We start from the raw sequence: 24,036 nt of genomic DNA, 5'->3' as shown, positions 1-24,036 counted from the left end.
CGGCACAATGGCTCTCAAGTATTGCAAGGACTGTGACGACTATCGCCCCCTAGCGCACTTCTCGCGGAATGCTAGGACGAGGGACGGCCTCGCCTTCTACTGTCGTGAGCACCTGGCCGAGCGCGCCCTTCGCAGCCGCGAGGCCCGGCGGACTCGCCCGCGTGTGCAACGGCGTCCGGCGGAAGAGGTCGCTGTCCCCGACGGACACAAGTGGTGCGGTGACTGCGATCGCGTCCTGCCGGTCGACGACTTCGTCCGAACCGTCGCGTCGGCCACCGGCTTCGGCTCCTATTGCAAGCCTTGTCACAACGCGAGAGGAAAGCGCGCGAAGGACAAGGTCGGCGGTTCTCGTACGTACCACCTGACCCGTCGTTATGGAATCACGGCCGCGGAGGCCGATCACATGCTCCGCAATCAAGGCGGACTATGCGCGATCTGTCGGGCCGCCCCGGCGGTGCATGTCGATCATGACCACGCGACGGGTGCAGTCCGAGCCCTGCTGTGCTTCAACTGCAACGGCGGGCTGGGGCAGTTCAAGGACGATCCGGACGTGTTGCGCGCCGCGGCCGAGTACGTCCGGTTCCACACCCTGAGTCAGCGCGTGATCGCTCTCGCAGCCGCTGCCGGCCTCGGCCCGGTCCGACCCGTCCGGCCGGGGGAGCCGCCGGTAGGGTCGCAACGACGCCCAGGAGCCCCCGGCACGAGCACGCGGAGCACCGGGCGGAGCAGCGGTGCACGCCGGCAGACGCAGGCGGGAGAGGCGGATGGGTGAGCGAGCAGTCGATCGGTCGGAGCGGGTTCCCGCCCGCCTACCTGGACCGGGTGGGCTCGTCGTTCACCGACTTCCTCGCCACCGCGGCGCCTGATCTCCTGCCGGGCCGCCGTCCCGTGCCGACGCTTCCCGTGGGAGACATCGCGCCGCACGGCACGACGATCGTCGCCGTCACCTACGAGGGCGGCGTCCTCATGGGCGGCGACCGTCGCGCCACCATGGGCAACCTGATCTCCAGCCGGGACATCGAGAAGGTCTACCCGGCCGACTCGTACAGCGCGATCGGCATCGCCGGCGCCGCGGGCATCGCCATCGAGATGGTGAAGCTGTACCAGGTCGAGCTCGAGCACTACGAGAAGATCGAGGGGCTCACGATGTCCCTCGACGGCAAGGCGAACCGCCTCGCCCAGATGATCCGCGGCAATCTCGGCGCCGCCATGCAGGGCCTCGCCGTCGTCCCGCTGTTCGCCGGCTTCGACCTCGACGCCGCGGCGGGCACCCCGCCCGGCCGGATCTTCAGCTACGACGTCACCGGCGGGAACTACGAGGAGCGCGGGTACGCGGCCGTCGGATCCGGCTCCCTCTTCGCCAAGAACAGCCTCAAGAAGACCTGGCGCAGCGGCCTGCCCGCCGACGCCGCCACCCGCACGGTCGTGGAGGCCCTCTACGACGCCGCCGACGACGACTCGGCCACCGGTGGCCCGGACCCGGTGCGCCGGCTCTACCCGATCGTCTACCGCGTCGACGCCGAGGGTGCCGTCCGCCTCACCGAGGCGGAGATCGCCGCCGTCGCCGACACCATCGTCACCGAGCGCGCGGCCGCCGACCGCCAGAACATGGACCGGGAGGCCTGAGCACCATGACCATGCCGTACTACGCCTCTCCCGAGCAGCTCATGCGGGACCGCTCGGAGTACGCCCGCAAGGGCATCTCCCGCGGCCGCAGCGTCGCCGTCCTCACCTACGCCGACGGCGTCCTGTTCATCGCCGAGAACCCCAGCTCCACCCTGCACAAGGTCGGCGAGCTCTACGACCGCATCGGCTTCGCCGCCGTCGGCCGCTACAGCGAGTTCGAGAGCCTCCGGGTGGCCGGCGTCCGCCTGGCCGACGTCCGCGGCTACTCCTACAACCGCCGCGACGTCACCGGCCGGGTCATCGCCAACGCCTACGCCCAGACCCTCGGCGAGATCTTCACCCAGCAGACCAAGCCGTTCGAGGTCGAGCTCTGCGTCGCCGAGGTCGGCGACCGCCCCGAGAACGACCAGCTGTACCGGCTCACCTTCGACGGCTCCATCGTCGACGAGCCCAAGTTCGTCGTCATGGGTGGCCAGGCCGAGGCCGTCACCGGCAACCTGCGCGAGCACTTCCACGAGGGCATGGGGCTCTCCGACGCCCTCGAGGTCGGCGTCCGCGCGCTGTCGGCGGTCAGCCCCGTCACGGCCGGCGCCACCAACGGCGGCCCCACCCGCCTGACCGGCGCCCAGCTGGAGGTCGCGGTCCTCGACCGTCGCCGTCCCAAGCGCGCCTTCCGGCGTGTCACCGGATCCGCCCTGCGCCGGCTGCTCGGCGACGAGCCGACGCCCGACGTCACCGAGGACGCGCCGCCGCACCCGCACGCGCCGAGCGTCCCGGAGCCGGGCACCCCGGCCGGCCTGGGGGACCCGGCCAACCCGGACACCGCCGGCGGCGCCGAGCACGGCGGCACGCACCGCGACGACGAGGGCTGACCTCGTGCCGTCCTACCGCGTCAACCAGGACGCCGTGAAGCAAGCACGCCAGCTCATCGACGACGGGAAGGTCGACGTCGAGACCGAGTGGTCCGACGCCGCGCCGTCGGCCGACGAGGGGAACGCCGAGATCGAGGAGCACGGCTACGAGGGCTACGGGGCGTGGCACCTGGCTGTCGACCCGGACGCGTCGGAGGAGACGAAGGGCCGCTACAAGTTCCCCTACGGCGACTTCGCCAAGGTCAACCGGGCGGCCCTCATCCACGGCAAGCAGCGCGCGGCCCAGAACGACCACGATGCGATCGAGAAGGCGTTCGACGAACTCCTGCAGCGGCTGGACGCCAAAGACTCCTGACGGGGACAGGCTTCACCGGCTCGTGACCGGCGATGTGGCCCGCGACGCGCCTTCTGTCGCTCCCGGCGCCTAGTCTCGGATCGTGGACCGACGGATCTTCGGGATCGAGACCGAGTACGGCGTCACGTGCACCTTCAAGGGCCAGCGCCGGCTGTCGCCGGACGAGGTCGCCCGCTACCTGTTCCGGCGGGTGGTCTCCTGGGGCCGCAGCTCCAACGTCTTCCTCCGCAACGGCTCCCGGCTGTACCTCGACGTCGGCAGCCACCCGGAGTACGCCACCGCCGAGTGCGACGACCTCACCGAGCTGGTCGTCCACGACAAGGCCGGCGAGCGGATCCTCGAGGGGCTGCTCGTCGACGCCGAGCAGCGCCTCGCCGAGGAGGGCGTCACCGGCGACATCTACCTGTTCAAGAACAACACCGACTCCGCGGGCAACAGCTACGGCTGCCACGAGAACTACCTCGTCGGGCGGCACGGCGAGTTCAGCCGCCTGGCCGACGTCCTGATCCCGTTCCTCGTCTCCCGCCAGATCGTGGTGGGCGCCGGCAAGGTCCTGCAGACCCCGCGCGGGGCCATCTACTGCGTCAGCCAGCGCGCCGAGCACATCTGGGAGGGCGTCTCCAGCGCCACCACGCGCTCCCGGCCGATCATCAACACGCGCGACGAGCCGCACGCCGACGCGGAGCGCTACCGGCGGCTGCACGTCATCGTCGGCGACTCGAACATGAGCGAGACGACGACGCTGCTCAAGGTCACCATGACCGACCTGGTGCTGCGGATGATCGAGGCGGGCACCCCGATCAAGGACATGACGCTGGAGAACCCGATCCGGGCCATCCGCGAGATCAGCCACGACATGACCGGACGACGCAAGGTCCGCCTGGCCAACGGCAAGGAGATGTCGGCGCTCGAGATCCAGTCCGAGTACCACTCCCGGGCCATGGAGTTCGTCGACCGCGAGGGCTGCAGCCCGGTGCACCGGCAGATGCTGGAGTTGTGGGGACGGGTGCTCAAGGCCGTCGACTCCGAGGACCTCTCCCTCATCGACCGCGAGATCGACTGGGCGATCAAGTTCAGCCTGCTGGAGCGCTACCGCGCCAAGCGCGACCTGCCCCTCAGCTCGCCGCGGATCGCGCAGATGGACCTCGCCTACCACGACATCAGCCGGCGCCGGGGCCTGTACTACCTGCTCGAGCGGGCCGGTCAGGTCGAGCGCGTGGCGCACGAGCCGCGCATCTTCGAGGCGAAGAACGTGCCGCCGCAGACGACGCGGGCCCGGCTGCGCGGCGAGTTCATCCGCAAGGCCCAGGAGAAGCGCCGGGACTTCACCGTCGACTGGGTCCACCTCAAGCTCAACGACCAGGCCCAGCGCACCGTGCTGTGCAAGGACCCGTTCAAGGCCGTCGACGACCGGGTGGAGAAGCTCATCGCCTCGATGTGAGGCGTCAGGGCTCCTCGACGGCGGAGATCCGGTACTTGCGGACGTCGGCGGAGACGATCTCCGGGAGGTCCGGTCCGGCGTCGTCCGGGTCACCGGAGCTGCGGAAGCGCTGGAGGTCCTCGTCGGACTCCCAGCGCTCGAGGACGACGATGCGCTCCGGATCGAGCGGGTCGGCCGCCTGCACGAAGTCGAGGCAGCCCGGCGCCTGTCGCGCCTGCGCGGTCACCTCCGCAACGGCGGCCAGGTAGCGATCCCGGTCGACGGACGCCACCCGGAGCTCGCCCGCGACGACGATCACGACGCTTCGGGCACCGGCACCTGGAGGGCCGCGAACCGGCCCGCCGCCGCGGCGGCCAGGAAGTACGCGCGCTCCTCGGGGTAACCCCGGCCCATGGTGCGCAGCGGCACGGGGGAGAGGACGAGCGCGTCGTCCAGCCCGTCGGTGTCCACCCAGACGACGGGATTGCGCGCGGGCTGACCGGCGAGGTCCTGGTCGACCTGTCCGCCGAGCTCCGAGGTGAGGCCTCGAGGGGCGACCAGGGTGACTCCGCCCAGCGCGACCCGGCCGAACGCCGTCAGCGAGTGGTGGGAGACGCCACGGTGCCGCGTCCGCTCGTCCGCGTCCGAGATCCGCAGCGCACCGATCGCCGCCCCGCCCAGCACCGTCACCGCGTTGCAGGCCTCGCCGGCGGCCACTCCCGAGAAGCCCCAGGGCGTCCCGGTGCCGAGATTGCCGGGCCCCTGGGTGACGATCGCCAGATCAGCGCCCAGCACGTGCCGCGCCGCCAGCAGCCCCGTGTGGACCGTGACGGCTTCCAGGTCACCGCCGAACGCCTGCCCGACCGTGATCACGCCGACGAAGGACTTCGACAGGGCGTCCAGCGTCCGGGAGAACGCCGCCGGGAGTGCCCCGCCGTCGGTCATCACGTAGGCGACCTTCAGGTCGGGGTCGGTGGCGAGCATCCCGATGAGGATCGCCGGCAGGGCCGAGTGGAGGTCGGCGACGACGACCGGCATGCCGCCGAGGTCGTCGGCCTCGGTCATCAGGCCGTGGTGCTCGGTGCCCTGCTCGTCGACGCCGCTCACCGTGACCTGCAGCGGCGTGTACCGGGCCTTCACCAGGTGGCCGGGCCCCTCCGGGTCCGGCGGCAGCCGGTCGGGGACGGCGACGACCAGGGCGACCCCGCCGGTACCGAGGCCCTGCGCGAGCGCCGTGGTGTTCAGCAGCACCTCGTCGCCGACCTGCGGGATGCCGACCAGTGACGGGTAGGCGAGCGCCGGCAGCCGGCCCTCGTCGGGGACGTCGACGGTGAGCTGGACGGAGTCGCGGCCCCGGCGACCGGTCTCCGTGACCCGCCCCCGGCGCCAGCGGATGCGCGAGGGCAGGGGAGGGGCCGAGGAGAAGGGCATGCCAGGAGGCTAGCCAGCGCGGCCGACACCGGCGCACCGGAGCCGCGGCGGCTGACTAGCCTGAGCGGCATGGCGGCCAAGCGGGCAGAACGACTGGTGAACCTGGTCATCGCCCTGCTCAGCACGCGGCAGTACGTGACGGCCGCCCGGATCCGCGCGATCGTCCCCGGTTACGAGGCCGACGACGGCTCGGAACGGGCCGACGAGGCCTTCAAGCGGATGTTCGAGCGCGACAAGGCCGAGCTCCGGGAGATGGGCGTCCCGCTGGAGACCGGCCGCACCAGCGCCTTCGACACCGAGGACGGCTACCGGATCGCCCGGGCGGACTACGAGCTGCCCGAGATCCGGCTGACGGGGGAGGAGGCCGCGGCGGTCGGCCTGGCGCTGCGGCTCTGGGAGTCCGCGCAGCTCGCCGGGCCGGCGCACAGCGCCCTGGTGAAGCTCAAGGCCGCCGGCATCGACGTCGACAGCTCGCGCACGATCCCGCTGCAGCCACGTCTGGACGCCGGTGAGCCGGCTTTCGAACCCGTGTACGCGGCGGCCCGCGACCGCCGTCGGCTGGAGTTCGGCTACCAGCGCCCCGACGAGGACACCCCGGCCGCGCGCCGCGTGCAGCCCTGGGGCGTGGTGGCCTGGCACGGCCGGTGGTACCTCGTCGGTCAGGACCTCGACCGGGCCGCGCCCCGCGTCTTCCGGCTCTCCCGGGTCGTCGGCACGCCGAAGGCGGTGGGTCCTCCCGCCGCCTTCGAGCCGCCCGAGGGGCTCGACCTCGCCGAGGTCGTCGCCGGTCAGGTGACCGGCGACGAGCAGCTCGTCGTCGTCCGCGCCCGCCCGGGGACGGCCATCGGCCTGCGCCGGCACGCCACGCCGCTGGGGACGGCCGACGACGGCCGTGGCGGCACCGAGGACCGCCTCCAGCTGCGGACGACCGAGCCCTCCGGTCTCGCCGACCAGCTGGCGGCCTACGGCGCCGGCATCCTGGTGGAGGCCCCGCCGGAGATGCGCGACGCCGTGATCGCCCGGCTGACCCGGCTCGCCACGATGGGGGAGTCCGCATGAGTGTCACCGGCACGACCGACCGCATGACACGGCTGCTGGCCCTGATCCCGTACCTGACCGCGCGCGAGGACGGCGTGGCCGTGGCCGAGGCCGCCCGCGACTTCGGTGTGCCCGAGCGGCAGCTGCGCAGCGACCTGGAACTGCTCTGGATGTGCGGTCTGCCGGGCTACGGGCCGGGTGACCTCATCGACCTCTCCTTCGAGGGCGACCGGGTGCGGGTGACCTTCCCGGCCGGGATGGTCCGCCCGCTCCGGTTGTCCACGGACGAGGCGGTCGCCCTGCTCGTGGCCCTGAAGACGCTGCTGGAGCTGCCGGGCCTCGCCGAGCGCGACGCGGTGGGCCGCGCCCTGGCCAAGGTCTCGGCCGTCGCCGGGCACGCAGCCGACCGGGTCACGCCGGTGGCGGTCAGCGTCGACGCCCGGGAGGAGGCCCTCGCCGTCGTCCGGGACGGCCTGGAGCGCAAGCGCGCGCTGCACCTGCACTACTACGTGCCGACGCGGGACGAGCGGACCGAGCGCACGGTGGACCCGATGCGGCTGCTGCTCGTCGACGGCAAGTGGTACCTGGAGGCCTGGTGCCGCCGGGCGGAGGGGGTGCGCCTGTTCCGGCTCGACCGGGTGGACGACGTCGTGGTCCTCGACGAGCGCGCGGCACCCCCGCCGCAGGCGCACGAGCGGGACGTCGACAACGGCGTCTACCAGCCGGACCCCGAGTCGCCGGCCGTGCGCCTCCGGCTCTCCCGCAGCGCCCGCTGGGTGGCCGACTACTACCCGGTGGACACCGTGGAGCCCGTCGACGACCCGCCGGGCGGTCTGGCGGTGACGGTGCGGACGCAGGACCTGGCGTGGGCCCGGCGGCTGGTCGCCTCGCTGGGCGGCGAGGCGCAGGTGGACGAGCCGGCCGAGCTCGCCGCGCAGGTGGTCGCCGACGCCCGGGCAGCGCTGGCGCGGTACGGCGCCGCACCCACCGGCTAGGGTCGGCCCGTGCTCTTCTGGGTCGTGCTCGGCGTGGTGCTCCTGCTCGCGCTCGTCGTGCTCGGGGTCGTCGGCTACGTCGTGCTCGGCGCGTTCGGCCGGCTCGACCGGGAACTCGCCGCGGCCGAGCGGGACGTCCGCCCGCTGCTCGACCAGGCTCAGGCGACCTCCGCCCGGGCCGCGGAGATCGGCGACCGCTCGGCGAACCGCGGCTGAACCATCGGTGACACCGGGCCACCCATCCGTGGAGAGGGCCGGGAACGAAGGCCTCTCGGCGTAGCATCGCCGCAGACCCCACCCCTGGAGGACCAGTGAATCTCGGCCCGCTGGAGATCGCCCTGATCGTCCTGGCGATCCTGCTGCTCTTCGGCTACAAGAAGCTGCCGGACGCGTCCCGCTCCCTCGGTCGCTCCCTGCGCATCTTCAAGGGCGAGATGAAGGGCATGAAGGACGACGACGTCCGCACGCGGGACGCCGCCCAGACCTCGGCCACCCCGGTCCGCGGCGAGATCGTCGCGCCCGCCTCCCCGGCGACCCCGGCCGACGGCGACCTGGCCGCACAGCTGCACGAGGAGGCCCGCGTCGCCGAGGCGCGCGCGGCCGAGCTCCGGGCGCGCGCCGAGCAGACCCGCGCGGCCGACGGCTCCCGCTGACCCACCCGCACCAGGCAGGACGACGGTGAGCGGTCCCCGGCTGCGACGGCGCCGCGCCTCGCGCGACGCCGCGGCGACCATGTCCCTGGTCGCCCATCTCACCGAGCTGCGCAACCGGATCTTCAAGGCGCTGCTGGCGCTGCTCGTCGCCACCGCGATCTCGTTCTGGTGGTACGAGCACGGCCTGGGCGAGTTCATCCGCGCCCCCTACTGCGGCCTCGACGAGGAACTGCGCTACGGCGGCACGGACTCCGGCGGCTGCGGCCTGCTGATCACCGACGTCTTCGGCGGCGTGTTCATCCGCCTGAAGGTCGCGTTCCTCGCCGGCGCGGTGCTGTCGGCGCCCTTCTGGCTGTACCAGCTCTGGGCGTTCGTCACCCCGGGGCTCAAGCGCCAGGAGAAGCGCTACGGGATCGGCTTCGTCGCCGTCTCCTCGCTGCTGTTCGCGCTCGGCGCCTTCCTGGCCTACGTCTCCCTGGCCAAGGGCCTGGAGCTGCTGCTCACGCTGGCCGGCGACGGCGTCGTCATCGCGCTCACCGCCCAGGACTACATCGGGTTCGTGCTCTCGCTGCTGGTCGCGTTCGGGGTCAGCTTCGAGGTCCCGCTGATCGCGATCGCGCTGAACCTGGTCGGCGTGCTCAGCCATGAGGTGCTCGCCCGGAGCCGGCGCTGGATCTTCTTCCTGACCATCGTGTTCGCCGCGTTCGTGACGCCGACCCAGGACCCCTTCACCATGCTGCTCATGGCCGGGCCGATGATCGTGCTGTTCGAGCTGGCCATCCAGATCGCCCGCGTCGTCGACAAGCGGCGGGCGAAGCGGGAGGCGATCGAGGGCTTCCACGACATCGGCGACGACGAGGCGTCGCCGCTGGACGCCACGCCGTCGCCCCTCGACGACGCGTCGCCGGCCCCGCGCGGCTGAGCGTGAGCTCCCCGGCGGCCGATGTCGCCGTCCTCGTCAGCCCGGCCGCCGGTCGGGGCCGCGGCACCGCACTGGCCGGCGCCGTGCTGGGCGCCTTCCGGGACGCCGGGTTCGCGCCCGGGCTGCTGCCCGCCACCACCGGCGCCCAGGCGGAGCGCCAGGCGGGCGAGGCGGTGGCCGCCGGTACCCGGGCGGTCGTCGCCGTCGGGGGCGACGGCACCGTGCACGCCGCGCTGCAGGCCGTCGCCGGCACGACCACACCGTTGGCCCTCGTCCCGGCCGGCACCGGCAACGACCTCGTCCGTGCCCTCGGCGGGCCGACCGACCCGATGGCGGCCGCCCGTGCCGCCGCGGAGGACCTGGAGGCCGGTACCGTCCGCACCGTCGACGCCGGGCGCACCGGCGACCGCTGGTGGGCGACGGTCCTGTGCTGCGGGTTCGACTCCGCCGTCAGCGACCGGGCCAACCGGATGCGCTGGCCGAGGGGCCGCCGCCGGTACGACGTCGCGGTCCTCGCGGAGCTGGCCCGGCTCCGGCCGCGCGAGCTGACCCTCGTGCTCGACGGCGAGTCGCAGACCCTGCCGATCACGATGGTCGCCGTCGGCAACACCGCCTGGTACGGCGGTGGACTCCGGATCTGCCCGGGTGCCGATCCCACCGACGGGGTGTTCGACGTGACCGTCGTGGGCGCGACCAGCCGCCTCGAGCTGATGCGCACCAAGCCGCGGCTGACCGAGGGCACGCACGTGGACCACCCGTCGGTGTCGGTCTTCCGTGCGTCCCGCGTGCGGCTGTCCAGCCCCGGCGTCACCACCTATGCCGACGGCGAGCCGGTCGCCCCGTTGCCCGCTGTCGCGGAGTGCGTCCCGGGTGCGCTGACCGTGATCGGTACCCACCGGACCTGAGCCCGACGGCCTGTCTGCAGGGGGGCGGGAACGTCCTTACTGTGGAGGCATGTCCAGCCCCGCTGAGCGGTACGCGGCTGCCCGGCGGCGGACCGCGCACCCCACGCTGTCGGACTTCACCGCCGAACTGGGCTTCTCGCTCGACCCCTTCCAGGTGGAGGCCTGCGAGGCCCTCGACGAGGGGTCCGGCGTCCTGGTCTGCGCGCCGACCGGAGCCGGCAAGACGGTCGTGGGTGAGTTCGCCATCCACAAGGCCCTCGCCGAGGGCCGCAAGGCGTTCTACACGACGCCGATCAAGGCGCTGTCCAACCAGAAGTACGCCGACCTGGTCGAGCGGTACGGCGAGAAGAACGTCGGCCTGCTCACCGGGGACAACGCGGTCAACGGCGGGGCGCCCGTGGTGGTGATGACCACCGAGGTGCTGCGCAACATGCTCTACGCCGACTCCCCGGCCATCGACGGCCTCGGCTACGTCGTCATGGACGAGGTGCACTACCTCGCCGACCGGTTCCGCGGCGCGGTGTGGGAGGAGGTGATCATCCACCTCCCGCAGTCGGTCACCCTCGTCTCGCTGTCGGCCACGGTGAGCAATGCCGAGGAGTTCGGGGACTGGCTGGTCACGGTCCGCGGGCACACGACGGTGGTGGTCAGCGAGGTCCGCCCCGTCCCGCTCTGGCAGCACATGCTGGTCGGCAACCGGGTGTTCGACCTGTTCTCCCTGCGCCCCGCCGCGCACGCGGGGGAGCAGGGGGAGAACCCACGCGAGCTGTCCACCCGCGAGCGCGGATCGTCCGTCGTCGACCCCGAGCTGGTCCGTTACGTGCGCGAGCACGAGCGGCGGCTCGACTCCTGGCACGGCGGCGGGCCGGGGAACTCCCGCCGCGAGTCCTTCGCCAGGCCGCGCTACCGCGCGCCGTCGCGGCCCGACGTCGTGACCCGGCTGGACGCCGCCGGTCTGCTGCCGGCGATCACCTTCGTCTTCAGCCGCAACGGCTGCGACGCCGCCGTCCACTCGTGCCTGATGGCGGGCCTGCGGCTCACCGACGAGGCCGAACGGGCCGAGATCGCCGAGATCATCGACCGGCGCACCGGCTCCCTGCCGGAGGAGGACCTGCACGTCCTGGGCTTCTGGGAGTGGCGCGAAGGCCTGCTGGCCGGCCTCGCCGCGCACCACGCGGGACTGGTGCCCGCGTTCAAGGAGACGGTCGAGGAGTGCTTCGTCCGCGGCCTGGTGAAGGCCGTGTTCGCGACGGAGACCCTCGCCCTGGGCATCAACATGCCCGCGCGCAGCGTCGTCCTCGAGCGGTTGACGAAGTGGAACGGAGAGGCGCACGTCGACGTCACGCCGGGGGAGTACACGCAGCTCACCGGCCGCGCCGGGCGCCGGGGCATCGACGTCGAGGGCCACGCGGTGGTCGTCTGGGCGCCGGGGATGGATCCCTCCGTCGTCGCCGGCCTGGCCAGCACCCGCACGTTCCCGCTGCGCTCGTCGTTCCGGCCCAGCTACAACATGGCGGTCAACCTGGTCAGCTCGTTCGGTCGGGCCCGGGCGCGCGAGCTCCTGGCGCAGTCGTTCGCCCAGTTCCAGGCCGACCGGTCGGTGGTGGGGCTCGCCCGGGCCGCCGCCCGGCACGAGCAGGACGCGGAGCGGAACGCCGCGGACATGCACTCCGACCGGGGGGACGTCGCCGCGTACGCCCGGATCCGGCGGGAGATCGCCGACCGGGAGAAGGAGCTGTCCCGGGACTCGCAGGCCAAGCGGCGCATGGCGGCCGCCGAGGCGCTGGCCGCCCTGCGCCCCGGCGACGTCATCCGGGTGCCGTCGGGCCGGCGGCAGGGGCTGGCCGTCGTCATCGACGCCGGGATCACCGACCTGGCGGATCCCCGTCCGCTCGTGGTGACCGAGGACAAGTGGTCCGGCCGGCTGGGCTCCGTCGACTTCCCGACGCCCGTCAACGCCCTCGCCCGGGTCAAGGTGCCCAAGAACTTCAACCACCGCAGCCCGCACGCCCGGCGGGACCTGGCCTCCACCCTGCGCAACGCCCGCGTGGAGAACGACCTGGGGGCGCGGCGGATCAAGAACCGGTCCGCCGCGGCCGACGACCCGGTGCTCGCCGACCTGCGCCAGGCGCTGCGCAACCACCCGGTGCACCAGCTGCCCGACCGCGAGGAGCGGGTGCGGGTCGCCGAGCGTTGGCTGCGGTCGGTCCAGGAGGCCGACGCCCTGCACCGGAAGATGACCGATCGGACCGGCTCGCTGGCCCGCCAGTTCGACGCGACCTGCGACGTCCTCGAGGAGCTGGGCTACCTGGTGCCGGAGGCGGTCCCGTTGGTCCCGGCCGACACCGCGGAGGTCGGCGCGCTGGACGACGTCCCCGTGGTCACCGACGACGGACGCCGGCTGGCCAGGATCTGGTCGGAGGCCGACCTGCTGGTCGCCGAGTGCCTCCGCTCCGGCGCGTGGCGCGGGTTGAACCCGGCCGAGCTGGCCGCCGCCGCGTCCACCGCGGTCTTCGAAGCCCGACGGGACAACCCTGCCCTGCCCGCGGTGCCGGCCGGGAAGGTGGCCGCCGCGATCGCCGAGATGCGCCGGATCAGGGCCCGGCTGCACGACGTCGAGGCCGACCACGGCGTGCGGGTGACCCGCGACCTCGATCTCGGCTTCGCCTGGGCGGCCTACCGGTGGGCCGACGGGCAGAGCCTGGACCGGGTCCTGGCCGGCGCCGAGCAGGCCGGCACCGAGCTCTCCGGCGGCGACTTCGTGCGGTGGATGCGCCAGCTCGTGGACCTGCTCGACCAGCTGGCGAAGGTGGCCGAGGAACCGGTCGCCGGGGTGGTCCGGGCCGCCGTGGCCCGGGTGCGCCGCGGTGTGGTGGCCGTGGCCGTCGGCGGCTGACGGGCGGGTCGGGGCGGGCCGCGAGGCGTCGTCGTAGGGCAGAATTCCACCGCCCCTGGCCGCAGGGGGAGGACGCCGGACCGGGGAGCGACCATGACCAACCCGCCGCAGGGCAGCGACGAGCCGGGCCGCCCCGGGGAGCGTCCGGATGCCGATCGCCACCCCACCCAGCCGGTGATCCCGTACGGCCAGCCGCAGCAGCAGCCCCCACCCCAGCCCTACGGCCAGCCCGCCCCCGGGCAGCAGCCGCAGTACGGCCCGCCGCAGCAGTCCGGCCAGCAGCCCTACGGGCAGCAGCCGCAGTACGGCCCGCCCCAGCAGGCCGGTCAGCAGCCCTACGGCGCGCCCCAGCAGTATGGCCCTCCGCCGCAGTACGGGCAGCCGCCGTACGGGCAGCAGGGCCCGTACGGGCAGCCGCCCTACGGCGGGCCGGGCGCCCCCTACGGGCAGCCCGCGCCCGCGAAGAAGTCCCGGGTGGGACTCATCGCCGCGGTGACGGTCGGCCTGCTCGTCCTGATCGGCGTCGGCGTGGTCCTGGCCATGACCATGTCGTCGACGGTGCTCGACCGGAACGCCGTCCAGCGCGACGTCGCCGCGCAGTTCGAGGAGCGGGAGGGGGTGGCCGTCGAGCTGGAGTGCGCCCAGGAGATGAAGGTCGAGTCCGACGCCACCTACGAGTGCACCGGCACGACGGCGGACGGCGAGGACGTGACGCTGCAGATCGCCATCACCGACGAGGACACCGCCGCGTACACGTGGACCGAGCCCTGATCGTCAGCCCACCGCGTCCGCGGGCCAGCCGAGGGCCGCTCCCAGCCGCTTGAGCGACGACTCGAGCCCGTGCCGCTCGGCCAGTTCCCCCAGGGCCCGCGGATCCGTCGGGGTCCGGGGGAGCGTGCCCTCGACCGGCGGCAGGTCGATCGTCTTCGCGACGGCCACGACCACGGGCGCGGCGTCGAGGTAGTCGGCGGCCGCGTGCATCTTCTTCAGGACGGCGGCGGTCAGCGGTGGCTTCGCGACGACGGTCCGCGCCACGGCGGCGCGGATCCCCGCGAGGTCGCCGAACTCGTTGATCAGCGCGGCCGCCGTCTTGGCGCCGACGCCGGACACCCCGGGCAGCCCGTCGCTGGGGTCCCCCCGCAGCACCGCGAAGTCGGCGTAGGCCCGGCCCGGGATGCCGTACTTGGCCGCCACCGCCGCCTCGTCGACGAACTCGATGTCGGTGATCCCGCGGGCGGTGTAGAGCACCCGGATGCCGCGGGCGTCGTCGACCAGCTGGAACAGGTCGCGGTCGCCGGTGACCACGTCGACCGGCCCGCGGGCGCGGGTCGCGAGCGTGCCGATGACGTCGTCGGCCTCGTAGCCGGGGGCACCGACGCGGTGGATGCCGGCCGCGGCGAGGACCTCGACGAGGATCGGCACCTGCGGGCTGAGCTCGTCGGGCACCTCCTCCCCGCCGGCGGGCGCGACGCGGTGCGCCTTGTAGGACGGCAGCGCCTCGACACGGAAGGCCGGCCGCCAGTCGTCGTCCCAGCAGGCGACGAGCCGGTCGGGCCCGTGCGTGGTGAGCAGCCGGGCCGTCATGTCGAGGAATCCGCGGACGGCGTTGATCGGCCGGCCGTCCGGCGTGCTCACGCTGGTGGGCACGCCGTAGAAGGCCCGGAAGTAGAGGCTGGCCGCGTCCAGCAGCATCGTCGTCACGGAGGCGGACGGTAGCGGTCTGGAAACGATTGCGGAGAACGGCGGTGCCCGTGGCTACTCTGCGCGGGTGGGAACCGCGACTGCACCGGCCGGAACCGGCCCTCTCGTGACGATCGACCGGGTGCACGCCGCCCGAGAGATCGCGGCCGAGACCGGCGTCGACCTGATGGTGCTGACCCCCGGGTCCGACCTGCGCTACCTGGTGGGCTACAACGCGCACCCGCTGGAGCGGCTGACCGCCCTGGCGGTCCCCGCGCGCGGCGAGGCCTTCCTGGTGGTGCCGCGCCTGGAGGCGCCGATGGTCGCGGCGAGCCCCGCCGGCAGCCTGGGGCTCGACGTGCTGGCCTGGGACGAGACCGACGACCCCTTCGCGATGCTGGCCGGCGCCGCCACGGCGCGGCTGGGGCGCGCGCCTGGCCGGGTGGCCGTCGGCGCGCGCAGCTGGGCCGAGCACGCCCTGGGCGTGCAGTGCGCGGTGGCCGGGTCCGAGCTCGGCCTGGCCAGCCCCGTCATCGACCGGCTGCGCATGGTCAAGTCGGCGGCGGAGGTCGAGGAGCTCGCCGTCGCCGGTGCGGCGATCGACCGGGTGCACGCCCACATGGGGGAGTGGCTCCGCGTCGGGCGCACCGAGGCCGAAGTGGGCGCGGACATCGCGGCGGCGATCCTGGACGAGGGCCACGTGAGCGTCGACTTCGTGATCGTCGGCTCGGGCCCGAACGGGGCGAGCCCGCACCACGAGCTGTCCGACCGCACGATCGAGGCCGGGGACGTCGTCGTCGTCGACCTCGGGGGCGGCATCCCCACGGGCTACCGCTCCGACTGCACCCGCACCTACACCGTGGGCGGCCCGCCGAGTGCCGACGTCGCCGAGTGGTACGCGGTCCTGCAGGCCGCCCAGTCGGCATCGGTCGCCGCCGTCCGCCCCGGCGTGACCGCGGAGGCGATCGACGAGGCGGCCAGGACCGTCATCGCCGACGCCGGCTGGGGTGAGCACTTCATCCACCGGACCGGCCACGGCATCGGTCTGGACACCCACGAGGCGCCCTACATCGTCGCCGGCAACGACATCCCGCTCGTCCCGGGCATGGCCTTCTCGGTGGAGCCGGGCATCTACCTGGCCGGGCGCTGCGGTGCCCGCATCGAGGACATCGTCGTGTGCACCGAGGACGGCGTCCGCGTACTCAACGAGGGCCCGCGTGAGCTCGTCGAACTCCCCGGCTGAGCCCGGCGGGGTCACCCCCGCCGTGGACGTCGACCGCGCCCTGCTCGCGGCCCTCGCCCGCGACGGCCGCGCCAGCTACACCGACCTGGCCGAGAAGGTGGGGCTCTCGGTGTCCGCCGTCCACCAGCGGGTGCGCCGGCTCGAGCAGCGCGGGCTGATCACCGGCTACCGCGCCACCCTGGACGCGAAGGCGCTCGGGCTGCCGCTCACCGCGTTCGTCTCCATCACGCCGATCGACGTCGCCCAGCCCGACGACGCACCCGCCCGGCTGGCGCACCTGTCCGCCATCGAGGAGTGCCACTCGGTGGCGGGGATGGAGAGCTACATCCTCAAGGTGCGGGTGGCGTCCCCGGACCTGCTCGAGACCCTGCTGCAGGACATCCGGGCGGCGGCCAACGTCACCACGAGGACGACGGTCGTGCTGTCCACGTTCTACGAGGACCGCCCGCCCGTCTGATGGCCGGCGGTCCTGCGGTCAGCTCCTGTTCAGCTCTTCGGCGAGCATCACGATGATGCCGCTGGGGCCGCGGACGTAGGAGAGCTTGTAGACGTCCCCGTACGTCGCCACGCCGCGCAGCGGGTGGCAGCCGTGCCACCCGCTGCGATCGCCAGCGCCTCGTCGATGTCGTCCACGGAGAACGCGACGCGGTGCATCCCGATCTCGTTGGGCTGGGTCGGGTTCGTCTCGATCGCGTCCGGGTGGATGTACTCGAAGAGCTCGAGGCGACCGTTGCCGTCCGGCGTCTGGAGCATGGCGATCTTGGCGTGGTTGCCGTCGAGGCCGACGGCGGTGTCGGTCCACTCTCCACTGACCGTGTCACGACCGAGGACGGTCAGGCCGAGGTCGGTGAAGAAGGCGATCGTCTCGTCGAGGTCGCGGACGGCGATGCCGACGTTCTCGAGCTTGATGGACATGACTCCTGCTTCCTGTGTCTCGTGCTGTTCGTGGCGCGGGCCGTGGTCGGCAAGGCCAGTAGCCGGGTCGATGGCTCGGTCCCGAGCCGCAACCAGTACCTGTGGTGCGGAGCCGTCGCGCTGATCTCGACATCCTGGCTCGTGCGCCGGGGACGTTGCGGTGACCGTGTCCGAGCGCGCCGATCCCGCCTCGCACGCACTGAGGGGACGAGTCGGCGGTACCACCTGCCGGAAATGTGGGCGAGCACCATGGACATGCGTTCGAACATGTGTTCGCATGGACGTCATGCGATGGGATGCGCAGCGACTCGACCTCGAGGAGCCCACGACGCTGCCCGGCATGCCGAGCATCCGCGGGCTGCTGCGGAGCGTCCAGGTGCCGGAGTTCCCTGGGTTGACGTTCCACGAGGTGCGCGCGAAGAGCGCCCTGAACCACGTGCCGGGCGAATCGGCGATGCCGTTTCCATGGACCATCAATCCGTACCGCGGATGCAGTCATTCCTGCGTGTACTGCCTGAGCGGGGACACCCGGATCCTGATGGCGGACGGAAGCCAACGGAATCTCTCGGACCTACGTGTCGGCGACCGCATCGTCGGGACCGAGAAGCGCGGGACGTATCGCCACTACGTCGAGACCGAGGTCCTGGCTCATTGGTCGACGGTGAAGCCCGCGCACCGGGTCATCCTCCGCGACGGGACGGAGATCGTGGCCAGCGGGGATCATCGATTTCTCACCGGCCGCGGCTGGAAGCACGTCACCGGGTCGATGAGCGGTGCGGGCCAACGGCCCTACCTCACAACCAACGACAGCCTTCTAGGCTTCGGGAGGACCGTGGGCGCGCTCGACGCGTGCGACGACTACCGTCGCGGTTACCTCACCGGAATGGTGCGGGGAGACGCCGACCTCAAGGTGTATCGCTACGCCCGTTCCGGACGGAAGCACGGCGACGTCCACCGGTTCCGACTGGCACTCGCCGATCGCGAGGGCCTACATCGAACGCACGCCGACCTGACGCAGGAGGGCGTGACCACTGACTGGTTCGACTTCACGCCGGCCACCGAGAGGCGCCGGGCGATGACGGCCATCCGAACCTCGGCCGCGGCCTCGGTCGCCCGGATCATGCGCCTCACCGAATGGCCTGGAGAGACCACCACGGCATGGCAGCGGGGATTCTTGGCCGGGATCTTCGACGCCGGAGGTTCCCGCAGCCAGGGTGTCCTGCGGATCAGCAACGCAGACGACGAGATCCTTCGCCGGACCGGGGAAGCATTCGCGGCGTTCGGCTTCGACGCGGTGCTGGAGGACACTGGCCTGACCAACCGCGTACGGACGGTCCGCCTACGCGGAGGACTGCGAGAGCACCTGCGGTTCGTCCACCTGGTCGATCCGGCCGTCCGGAAATGCACCGTCGACGGAATGGCCGTCAAGAGCGACGCCGATCTCCGGGTCGTGTGTATCGAGGATCTCGGCCGCGAGATGCCGATGTTCGACATCACCACCGGCACCGGGGACTTCGTCGCGAACGGGGTGATCAGCCACAACTGCTTCGCCAGGAAGACGCACGAATGGCTGGAGATGGACTCCGGGCGCGATTTCGACTCGCAGGTGGTCGTCAAGACCAACCTCGCCGACGTCCTGCGCCGCGAGCTGTCGCGACCGTCCTGGAAGCACGAGCACGTGGCACTCGGTACGAACACCGACCCGTACCAGCGGGCCGAGGGTCGGTACAAGCTCATGCCGGGCGTCATCCGGGCGCTGGCCGACTCCGGGACGCCGTTCTCCATCCTGACGAAAGGCACCCTGCTGCGCAGGGACATCCCGCTTCTCGTCGAGGCGGCCGGTCAGGTCCCGCTCGGGCTCGGCGTCTCCCTGGCGATATGGGACGACGAGCTGCACAACGGACTGGAGCCGGGCGTCCCGACCCCGAAGGCCCGCCTCGACCTGGTCCGGGCGCTCGCCGATGCCGGGCTGCCCTGTGGTGTCTTCCTCGCGCCGGTGCTGCCCGCCCTGACAGACGGCGTCGACGATCTCGACGCTGCCCTGGGAGCGATCGCTGCGGCGGGGGCCACCGGGGTCACGGTGATCCCGCTGCACCTGCGCCCCGGTGCCCGCGAGTGGTTCATGGCGTGGCTGGCGCGGGAGCACCCCGAACTCGTCCCGCGCTACCAGCAGCTCTACGCGCGGCGCGCGTACGTGCCGGCCGAGTACCGCACCTGGCTGGCGCAGCGGGTCGCGCCGTTGTTGACGAAGCACAGCCTGGACCGGCACAGCGGCGGCACGGCCCGGAAGGTGGTCGACCCCGTCATCACCAGCGGCGTCCCGGGCGACCCGGAGGTGGGCTTCCCGGACGGCAGCCTGCCCACCGGTGGCATGCCGGGGGTTCGGCCGAAGAGCGAGTTGGCCTCGGTCCTGCGTGCCGGTACGGCCCCGGACGAGGGCGATCAGCTCACCCTGCTCTGACGGACCGTCGTGTCGGCCAGACGGGCCGATCGGGCGACGGCACGGGTCGCCCGCACGACACCGCGCGGCGAGACAGGGGGAGCCCCCGCGGCGAGCGCCAGCCGCCGGTAGGAGTCGTAGGACAGGTCGCGGTACGCCACCGCCAGCTCGTCCGCCCAGGCGGCACGGGACGGCGGGGCGGTCGCCCGCAGGTGCTGCGCGGTCCGGACGGCGTGCTTGGCGAAGGTCGTCTGCAGCGCCTGGTTGGACAACCGTCCCCCGATGCGCGAGTCGAAGCCCGGCCCTCGCCGCAGCGCGGGGAGCACCCACGGGCTCTCGGCGAGCGCCGGGAACCGGGACCGCACCGACTCCCAGGCGTGCCAGGCGGTGAGGGCCCCGGGTACCGACCACTCGCCGTCGTCGGTCGACACGATCAGCCGTCGAGCGGTGGCACGCACCTGATCCCGGCGCAGCGACCGGAACGCCCCCACCGGCGCCGGCCAGCCCAACGCCATCGCGCACCAGGCGACGGTCCTCAGGTGCTCGGGATCCTCGTTGCGGATCCGGGTGAGCGGCCGCAGGTCGAGCTCCGGCGGATCGGGTTCCGGCGTGGCCACCCGCGGCAGCGCCACCCCGCCGTACCGCAGGACCTTCGTGTACAGCGCCACCGTCGCCGGCTTCCAGCCGCGGGCCGCCGTCAACGGATCGAGGCCGGTCTCGCTCAGCTGCTCGGGGCCCAGCCCCAGCTCCAGTGCGGCCTCGCACAGGCGCCGCCACTGGACCTCGTAACCCGGTGGGGCGTCCAACCGGCGCCAGGCACGCGCCGCCGGAGGAGCCGGCATGTCGGGCAGCGGCTGCTGCCACCCACCTCGCATGTCGCAATACTACCGTTATGCCCAACAAGAACGCGCCCGAACTTTGTGGGCACCTGCCGACGCCGAGTGCCGGCGCCCTCCGGGCGCCGCGGCAGCAATGGCGAACCCCGCCGTGGGCGACGCAGGGTGACCAGGGGGAGTGGCGGGACCACAGGTCCCGTCATGCACCTCGATGTTGGGCATAACGGTGCAGCACTGTCCGCTGCCCCGATGGAGTGGCGTCGTCGTCACCTCGGCCGACCCGTGGGGAAGGAAGGCGATCATGGACGACGTGCGGACGGTCGGGGTCGAGGAAGAACTGCTCGTGGTCGACGACACCGGGCGACCCGTCGCCTGGGGACCTGCCGCGCTCCAGGTCGCCTCCCGGCGCGGTGAGGGCGAGACCCCGCAGGAGCACGAGCAGGCGGAGCGGGCCGACGACGACGGATCGACCGCACACCTGATGCCGGAGCTCAAGGCCCAGCAGCTCGAGCTCGGGACCCCGGTCTGCTCCACGCTCCCCGAGGTGGCACAACAGCTCCGGCACTGGCGGGCCCGCGCGGAGTCGGCTGCGGCGTCGACCGGAGGCCACGTGGCGGCGCTCGCCACCTCACCGCTCGCCGTCGACCCGGTGCCGACCGCCGGGGACCGCTACGCCCGCATGCTCGACGCCTTCGGGGTCACCGCACGCGAGATGCTCACCTGCGGCTGCCACGTGCACGTCTCCGTCGCCGACGACGAGGAGGGCGTCGCCGTCCTCGACCGCATCCGCGGGTGGCTGCCCGTGCTGACGGCGCTCACGGCGAACTCGCCGTTCTGGCAGGGCGAGGACACCGGCTACGCCAGCTACCGCTCGCAGGCCTGGCGCCGTTGGCCGTCGGCCGGGCCGAACGAGGTCTTCGGGGACGCCGCCGCCTACCACCGCCTCGTCGAGCAGGTGCTGGCCACCGACACGGTCCTCGACGACGGCATGGTCTATTTCGACGCCCGGCTGTCGGCCACCTGGCCCACCGTCGAGATCCGCACGGCCGACGTCGCCCTCCGGGTCGAGGACGCCGTCACCCTCGCCGGGCTCGTCCGGGGACTGGTCGAGACCGCGGCGCAGCACGCCCGCGCCGGGAACCCGCCACCCGACGTGCCGGCTGCCGTGCTGCGGATGGCCGCCTGGCGGGCCGGCCGCTCCGGGCTGACCGGCGACCTGGTCCATCCGCTCACCGGCCGCCCGGCTCCGGCGAACGACGTCGTCGACGCACTCCTGGCGCACGTCCGGCCCGCCCTGGCCGACGCCGGCGACGAGCTCCGGGTGACCGAGGGGGTGCGGGAGATCCGGCACCGGGGGACCGGGGCCGACCTCCAGCGCCGGGTCCACCGGGAGACCGGCGATCTGACTGCCGTCGTGCGCGCGGCGGTGGCGCTGACGACCGAGCCGCCCGAGCGCTCCGCTCGGGCGACGCACAGCGCGACGGGCTAGATTCCGATCATGTACACCGCGAGCTGGCGCGACGTCGTCCGCCGTGACCTGTTCGGCCCGTCCCCGGACCCGCGGGACAAGCCCTACCGCGTCATCGACCGCATCGTCCTGCTGGTGTTCAAGGCGTTCGGCTTCCGCTTCGACGTCCGCGGCTCGGAGCACGTGCCCCTCAGCGGCGGCGCGATCATCTCCAGCAACCACGTGAGCTTCTTCGACTTCATGTTCCTGGGCCTCGGCGCCCTCCCGCGGTTCCGTCTGGTCCGGTTCATGGCGAAGGCCGCCGTGTTCCACCACTGGCTCTCCGGCCCCTTCATGCGGGCCATGCAGCACATCCCGGTCGACCGCAAGGCCGGGACCGCCGCCTTCGAGTCCGCGGTGCGGGCGCTCAAGGACGGCGAGGTCGTCGGCGTGTTCCCCGAGGCGACGATCAGCACCAGCTTCACCGTCAAGGACCTCAAGGCCGGGGTCGCCCGGATGGCCGTGGACGCCGGCGTACCGATCATCCCGGCCGCGGTCTGGGGCGGGCAGCGCATCGCCACCAAGGGCCACAAGGTGCAGTGGCGCAGGGGCGTCCAGGTGACCGTTCTCCTCGGCGAGCCGCTCGTGCCGGAGCCGGGGGAGCGGCCGCAGGCCCTGCTCCGCCGCACGCGGACCGCGATGGAGGCGCTGCTCGACGAGGCCCAGCGCAGCTATCCGCAGCAGCCGGCCGGGCCGGACGACCGGTGGTGGCTGCCCGCGCACCTCGGCGGCACGGCACCGACGCCCGAGGAGGCGTCCGTGAGCGACTCACTCCGTGCCGCGGGCAAGGAAGTGACCGCGGAGCGACCGCACCCGGTGAAGCGGCTGACCGCGCGGCTCCGTCGCCGGCGCTGACCTCGAACCCGTCGGCGACCGGCCGCGGTCAGGCCGGTAGGTCGGCCACCGACGCGGCCCGCGAGCCGGCCGCGCGCGCTTCCGCCGCGACCGGGTCGCTGTCCCGCTCCGCCCACCAGGCCCGGCCGCTCTCCGGCAGCGTCGAGATCGGGTCGTAGTACGTGTACCGGCGGTCGAGCGCGGCCTCGTCGGTGCGCTCGATGCCGGTGCGGTAGTTCTTCGTCCAGTAGCTGATGCCGCGCTCGCGGTCGTACTCGGCGACCTGGTGCACCCAGCGCTTGCCGACGTAGGGGACGTCGCAGACGATCCGCGGCGTCGCGAAGCCCGGCAGGTAGCCCATGATGTCGTGCTGCAGCGTCTGGGCCTGGGCCAGCGACACCCGCCAGTGCTCGGCGCTCGGGATCATGTCGCACATGTAGAAGTAGTACGGCGTGATCGAGGCGCCGTCCTGGAGCGCGAAGCAGAGGTCGAGCAGCTGCCCGGCGGTCGCGTTGACGCCCTCGAGCAGCACGCCCTGGTTGCGCACGTCGCGCACACCGGCCGCGAGCATCGCCTGCGCCGCCTCGGCCACCAGCGGGGTCACCGACTGGGCGGAGTTCACGTGGGTGTGCACGGCGAGGGACACGCCGCGCTCGCGGGCGGTGGTCCCGAGCCGGCCCATGCCCGCGACGACGTCGTCCTGCAGCCAGTGCTGCGGGAGACCCATCAGCGCCTTCGAGGCCAGCCGGATGTCGCGGACCGACTCGATCTCCAGCAGGCCGGCGACGAACGCCTCGAGGTTCTTGAACGGCAGGTTGGCGACGTCGCCACCGGAGACCACGACGTCGCGGACGCCGGGGGTCCGGCGCAGGTAGTCGAGCATCGCCGTCTGCCGGTCGACCGGCTTGAGCTCGAATTTCAGCTTCGGGACGGCCGGCGTCGAGTTGCCCACGAGGTCCATCCGGGTGCAGTGGCCGCAGTACTGCGGGCAGGTCGACAGCAGCTCGGCGAGGACCTTGGTCGGGTACCGGTGGGTCAGCCCCTCCACGGCCCACATCTCGTGCTCGTGCAGCGAGTCGCGCGCGGCGTAGGGGTGGCTGGCGGCTGCGCCGGGCAGCCGGTCGGAAGCCACGGGGAGCATGTACCGGCGCACCGGGTCCGCCAGCATCGCCGCGGTCGAGGGCACCTCCGCGGGCACCATCGTGTTGAGCATCTGCGGCGGCAGCAGCAGCGACATGGTCGCCCGGCCGGCCTGGTCGGCCTCGACGTCGGCGTAGAAGGACTCGTCGAGCAGCTCGCCGTAGACCCCCCGCAGCTGCCGGAGGTTCTTCACGCAGTTGACGCGCTGCCACTGGGCGCTGCGCCACTGCTCGTCGGTGACGTCCGCGAAACCGGGGAGCCGCCGCCAGTCGGGCTCGACGAGCTCACGTGCGACGTACTCGTAGGGCTGTTCGAGCACGGTGCCGCC

At 72.8% G+C, this 24,036-nt stretch carries 24 protein-coding genes; 18 read left to right on the top strand and 6 right to left on the bottom strand.

Features of this window, described 5'->3' with window-relative positions; all coding sequences use genetic code 11:
- Nucleotides 1–7 precede the first annotated feature (7 nt).
- From CRP30_RS23205 to pafA, 5 genes are all read left to right on the top strand, one after another.
- Complete coding sequence (locus CRP30_RS23205) at nt 8–772, top strand: endonuclease VII domain-containing protein (protein ID WP_097183296.1); 765 nt, start codon at nt 8–10, stop codon at nt 770–772.
- Entirely contained in the window at nt 769–1,626 is an 858-nt protein-coding gene (gene prcB / locus CRP30_RS07200; protein ID WP_200814597.1) for a proteasome subunit beta, read from the top strand. Before CRP30_RS23205 ends, prcB begins: the two co-directional genes overlap by 4 nt.
- Before the next feature lie 5 nt (nt 1,627–1,631).
- Nucleotides 1,632–2,498: a proteasome subunit alpha gene (gene prcA, locus CRP30_RS07195; protein ID WP_097183295.1), complete on the top strand. Its 867-nt coding sequence runs from the start codon at nt 1,632–1,634 to the stop codon at nt 2,496–2,498.
- 34 nt (nt 2,499–2,532) lie between these two features.
- Nucleotides 2,533–2,853 (top strand): hypothetical protein, encoded by a 321-nt coding sequence (locus CRP30_RS07190; protein WP_235003246.1) that lies wholly within the window; start codon nt 2,533–2,535, stop codon nt 2,851–2,853.
- 82 nt (nt 2,854–2,935) lie between these two features.
- Nucleotides 2,936–4,294, top strand: coding sequence for a Pup--protein ligase (gene pafA / locus CRP30_RS07185; RefSeq protein WP_097183293.1), 1,359 nt, complete (start codon nt 2,936–2,938; stop codon nt 4,292–4,294).
- A 4-nt stretch (nt 4,295–4,298) separates the two neighbouring features.
- On the opposite strand, the gene CRP30_RS07180 is transcribed toward pafA, so the two are convergent.
- Together CRP30_RS07180 and CRP30_RS07175 are read right to left on the bottom strand one after the other, a co-directional pair.
- Nucleotides 4,299–4,592, bottom strand: coding sequence for a putative quinol monooxygenase (locus tag CRP30_RS07180; RefSeq protein WP_097183292.1), 294 nt, complete (start codon nt 4,590–4,592; stop codon nt 4,299–4,301).
- On the bottom strand, nt 4,589–5,704 hold the full coding sequence (locus tag CRP30_RS07175) for a DUF3866 family protein (protein ID WP_097183291.1): 1,116 nt from the start codon (nt 5,702–5,704) through the stop codon (nt 4,589–4,591). The genes CRP30_RS07180 and CRP30_RS07175 overlap by 4 nt, the downstream gene beginning before the upstream one ends.
- Before the next feature lie 69 nt (nt 5,705–5,773).
- Here CRP30_RS07175 and CRP30_RS07170 point away from each other — a divergent pair, with 69 nt between their 5' ends.
- From CRP30_RS07170 to CRP30_RS07135, 8 genes are all read left to right on the top strand, one after another.
- Nucleotides 5,774–6,763, top strand: a complete 990-nt coding sequence (locus CRP30_RS07170; RefSeq protein WP_097183290.1) for a helix-turn-helix transcriptional regulator — start codon at nt 5,774–5,776, stop codon at nt 6,761–6,763.
- Entirely contained in the window at nt 6,760–7,737 is a 978-nt protein-coding gene (locus tag CRP30_RS07165) for a helix-turn-helix transcriptional regulator (protein ID WP_097183289.1), read from the top strand. The genes CRP30_RS07170 and CRP30_RS07165 overlap by 4 nt, the downstream gene beginning before the upstream one ends.
- Before the next feature lie 9 nt (nt 7,738–7,746).
- Nucleotides 7,747–7,953, top strand: coding sequence for a hypothetical protein (locus tag CRP30_RS07160; RefSeq protein ID WP_097183288.1), 207 nt, complete (start codon nt 7,747–7,749; stop codon nt 7,951–7,953).
- 95 nt (nt 7,954–8,048) lie between these two features.
- The gene (gene tatA / locus CRP30_RS07155) at nt 8,049–8,390 is read left to right on the top strand and encodes a Sec-independent protein translocase subunit TatA (RefSeq protein WP_097183287.1); all 342 of its coding nucleotides are present in this window, start codon (nt 8,049–8,051) and stop codon (nt 8,388–8,390) included.
- 25 nt (nt 8,391–8,415) lie between these two features.
- Nucleotides 8,416–9,312 carry a twin-arginine translocase subunit TatC gene (tatC, locus tag CRP30_RS07150; protein ID WP_235003245.1) on the top strand — a complete coding sequence of 299 codons (897 nt, stop codon included), beginning with the start codon at nt 8,416–8,418 and terminating at the stop codon, nt 9,310–9,312.
- 2 nt (nt 9,313–9,314) lie between these two features.
- Complete coding sequence (locus CRP30_RS07145; protein ID WP_097183286.1) at nt 9,315–10,217, top strand: diacylglycerol/lipid kinase family protein; 903 nt, start codon at nt 9,315–9,317, stop codon at nt 10,215–10,217.
- Between the two features lie 49 nt (nt 10,218–10,266).
- Nucleotides 10,267–13,113 carry a DEAD/DEAH box helicase gene (locus CRP30_RS07140; protein ID WP_097183285.1) on the top strand — a complete coding sequence of 949 codons (2,847 nt, stop codon included), beginning with the start codon at nt 10,267–10,269 and terminating at the stop codon, nt 13,111–13,113.
- 93 nt (nt 13,114–13,206) lie between these two features.
- Nucleotides 13,207–13,884 carry a DUF4333 domain-containing protein gene (locus CRP30_RS07135; protein ID WP_097183284.1) on the top strand — a complete coding sequence of 226 codons (678 nt, stop codon included), beginning with the start codon at nt 13,207–13,209 and terminating at the stop codon, nt 13,882–13,884.
- A 3-nt stretch (nt 13,885–13,887) separates the two neighbouring features.
- Here CRP30_RS07135 and CRP30_RS07130 read toward each other — a convergent pair whose 3' ends face one another.
- On the bottom strand, nt 13,888–14,805 hold the full coding sequence (locus tag CRP30_RS07130) for a 5'-3' exonuclease (protein WP_097183283.1): 918 nt from the start codon (nt 14,803–14,805) through the stop codon (nt 13,888–13,890).
- A 130-nt stretch (nt 14,806–14,935) separates the two neighbouring features.
- Between CRP30_RS07130 and CRP30_RS07125 the strand changes: the two genes are divergently transcribed.
- Nucleotides 14,936–16,036, top strand: a complete 1,101-nt coding sequence (locus tag CRP30_RS07125) for a M24 family metallopeptidase (RefSeq protein ID WP_235003244.1) — start codon at nt 14,936–14,938, stop codon at nt 16,034–16,036.
- Nucleotides 16,011–16,493 carry an Lrp/AsnC family transcriptional regulator gene (locus tag CRP30_RS07120; RefSeq protein ID WP_097183281.1) on the top strand — a complete coding sequence of 161 codons (483 nt, stop codon included), beginning with the start codon at nt 16,011–16,013 and terminating at the stop codon, nt 16,491–16,493. The genes CRP30_RS07125 and CRP30_RS07120 overlap by 26 nt, the downstream gene beginning before the upstream one ends.
- Before the next feature lie 47 nt (nt 16,494–16,540).
- Here CRP30_RS07120 and CRP30_RS07115 read toward each other — a convergent pair whose 3' ends face one another.
- Nucleotides 16,541–16,951 carry a VOC family protein gene (locus CRP30_RS07115; protein WP_235003243.1) on the bottom strand — a complete coding sequence of 137 codons (411 nt, stop codon included), beginning with the start codon at nt 16,949–16,951 and terminating at the stop codon, nt 16,541–16,543.
- Nucleotides 16,952–17,228: 277 nt separating this feature from the next.
- Between CRP30_RS07115 and CRP30_RS07110 the strand changes: the two genes are divergently transcribed.
- Complete coding sequence (locus CRP30_RS07110) at nt 17,229–19,412, top strand: intein-containing Rv2578c family radical SAM protein (protein WP_235003242.1); 2,184 nt, start codon at nt 17,229–17,231, stop codon at nt 19,410–19,412.
- On the opposite strand, the gene CRP30_RS07105 is transcribed toward CRP30_RS07110, so the two are convergent.
- The gene (locus CRP30_RS07105; RefSeq protein ID WP_097183280.1) at nt 19,394–20,266 is read right to left on the bottom strand and encodes a hypothetical protein; all 873 of its coding nucleotides are present in this window, start codon (nt 20,264–20,266) and stop codon (nt 19,394–19,396) included. The genes CRP30_RS07110 and CRP30_RS07105 overlap by 19 nt on opposite strands.
- 262 nt (nt 20,267–20,528) lie before the next feature.
- Between CRP30_RS07105 and CRP30_RS07100 the strand changes: the two genes are divergently transcribed.
- Nucleotides 20,529–21,716 carry a glutamate--cysteine ligase gene (locus tag CRP30_RS07100; RefSeq protein WP_097183279.1) on the top strand — a complete coding sequence of 396 codons (1,188 nt, stop codon included), beginning with the start codon at nt 20,529–20,531 and terminating at the stop codon, nt 21,714–21,716.
- Between the two features lie 9 nt (nt 21,717–21,725).
- Nucleotides 21,726–22,589 (top strand): lysophospholipid acyltransferase family protein, encoded by an 864-nt coding sequence (locus CRP30_RS07095; RefSeq protein WP_097183278.1) that lies wholly within the window; start codon nt 21,726–21,728, stop codon nt 22,587–22,589.
- A gap of 28 nt (nt 22,590–22,617) precedes the next feature.
- Here the strand turns inward: CRP30_RS07095 and CRP30_RS07090 are convergent, their stop codons facing one another.
- The gene (locus CRP30_RS07090) at nt 22,618–24,027 is read right to left on the bottom strand and encodes a KamA family radical SAM protein (RefSeq protein WP_097183277.1); all 1,410 of its coding nucleotides are present in this window, start codon (nt 24,025–24,027) and stop codon (nt 22,618–22,620) included.
- Between the last annotated feature and the right edge of the window lie 9 nt (nt 24,028–24,036).

The organism is Blastococcus haudaquaticus, assembly GCF_900230285.1.
Classification (GTDB): domain Bacteria; phylum Actinomycetota; class Actinomycetes; order Mycobacteriales; family Geodermatophilaceae; genus Blastococcus_B; species Blastococcus_B haudaquaticus.
This window is presented reverse-complemented; position numbering and strand designations above follow the sequence as displayed.

Coding starts and splice junctions, on each gene's coding strand:
- CRP30_RS23205 (WP_097183296.1), top strand. CDS start 8: ATGGCTCTCAAGTATTGCAAGGACTGTGACGACTATCGCCCCCTAGCG.
- prcA (WP_097183295.1), top strand. CDS start 1,632: ATGACCATGCCGTACTACGCCTCTCCCGAGCAGCTCATGCGGGACCGC.
- CRP30_RS07175 (WP_097183291.1), bottom strand. CDS start 5,704: ATGCCCTTCTCCTCGGCCCCTCCCCTGCCCTCGCGCATCCGCTGGCGC.
- CRP30_RS07170 (WP_097183290.1), top strand. CDS start 5,774: ATGGCGGCCAAGCGGGCAGAACGACTGGTGAACCTGGTCATCGCCCTG.
- CRP30_RS07165 (WP_097183289.1), top strand. CDS start 6,760: ATGAGTGTCACCGGCACGACCGACCGCATGACACGGCTGCTGGCCCTG.
- CRP30_RS07140 (WP_097183285.1), top strand. CDS start 10,267: ATGTCCAGCCCCGCTGAGCGGTACGCGGCTGCCCGGCGGCGGACCGCG.
- CRP30_RS07135 (WP_097183284.1), top strand. CDS start 13,207: ATGACCAACCCGCCGCAGGGCAGCGACGAGCCGGGCCGCCCCGGGGAG.
- CRP30_RS07130 (WP_097183283.1), bottom strand. CDS start 14,805: ATGCTGCTGGACGCGGCCAGCCTCTACTTCCGGGCCTTCTACGGCGTG.
- CRP30_RS07115 (WP_235003243.1), bottom strand. CDS start 16,951: ATGTCCATCAAGCTCGAGAACGTCGGCATCGCCGTCCGCGACCTCGAC.
- CRP30_RS07110 (WP_235003242.1), top strand. CDS start 17,229: ATGGACGTCATGCGATGGGATGCGCAGCGACTCGACCTCGAGGAGCCC.
- CRP30_RS07105 (WP_097183280.1), bottom strand. CDS start 20,266: ATGCGAGGTGGGTGGCAGCAGCCGCTGCCCGACATGCCGGCTCCTCCG.
- CRP30_RS07100 (WP_097183279.1), top strand. CDS start 20,529: ATGGACGACGTGCGGACGGTCGGGGTCGAGGAAGAACTGCTCGTGGTC.
- CRP30_RS07095 (WP_097183278.1), top strand. CDS start 21,726: ATGTACACCGCGAGCTGGCGCGACGTCGTCCGCCGTGACCTGTTCGGC.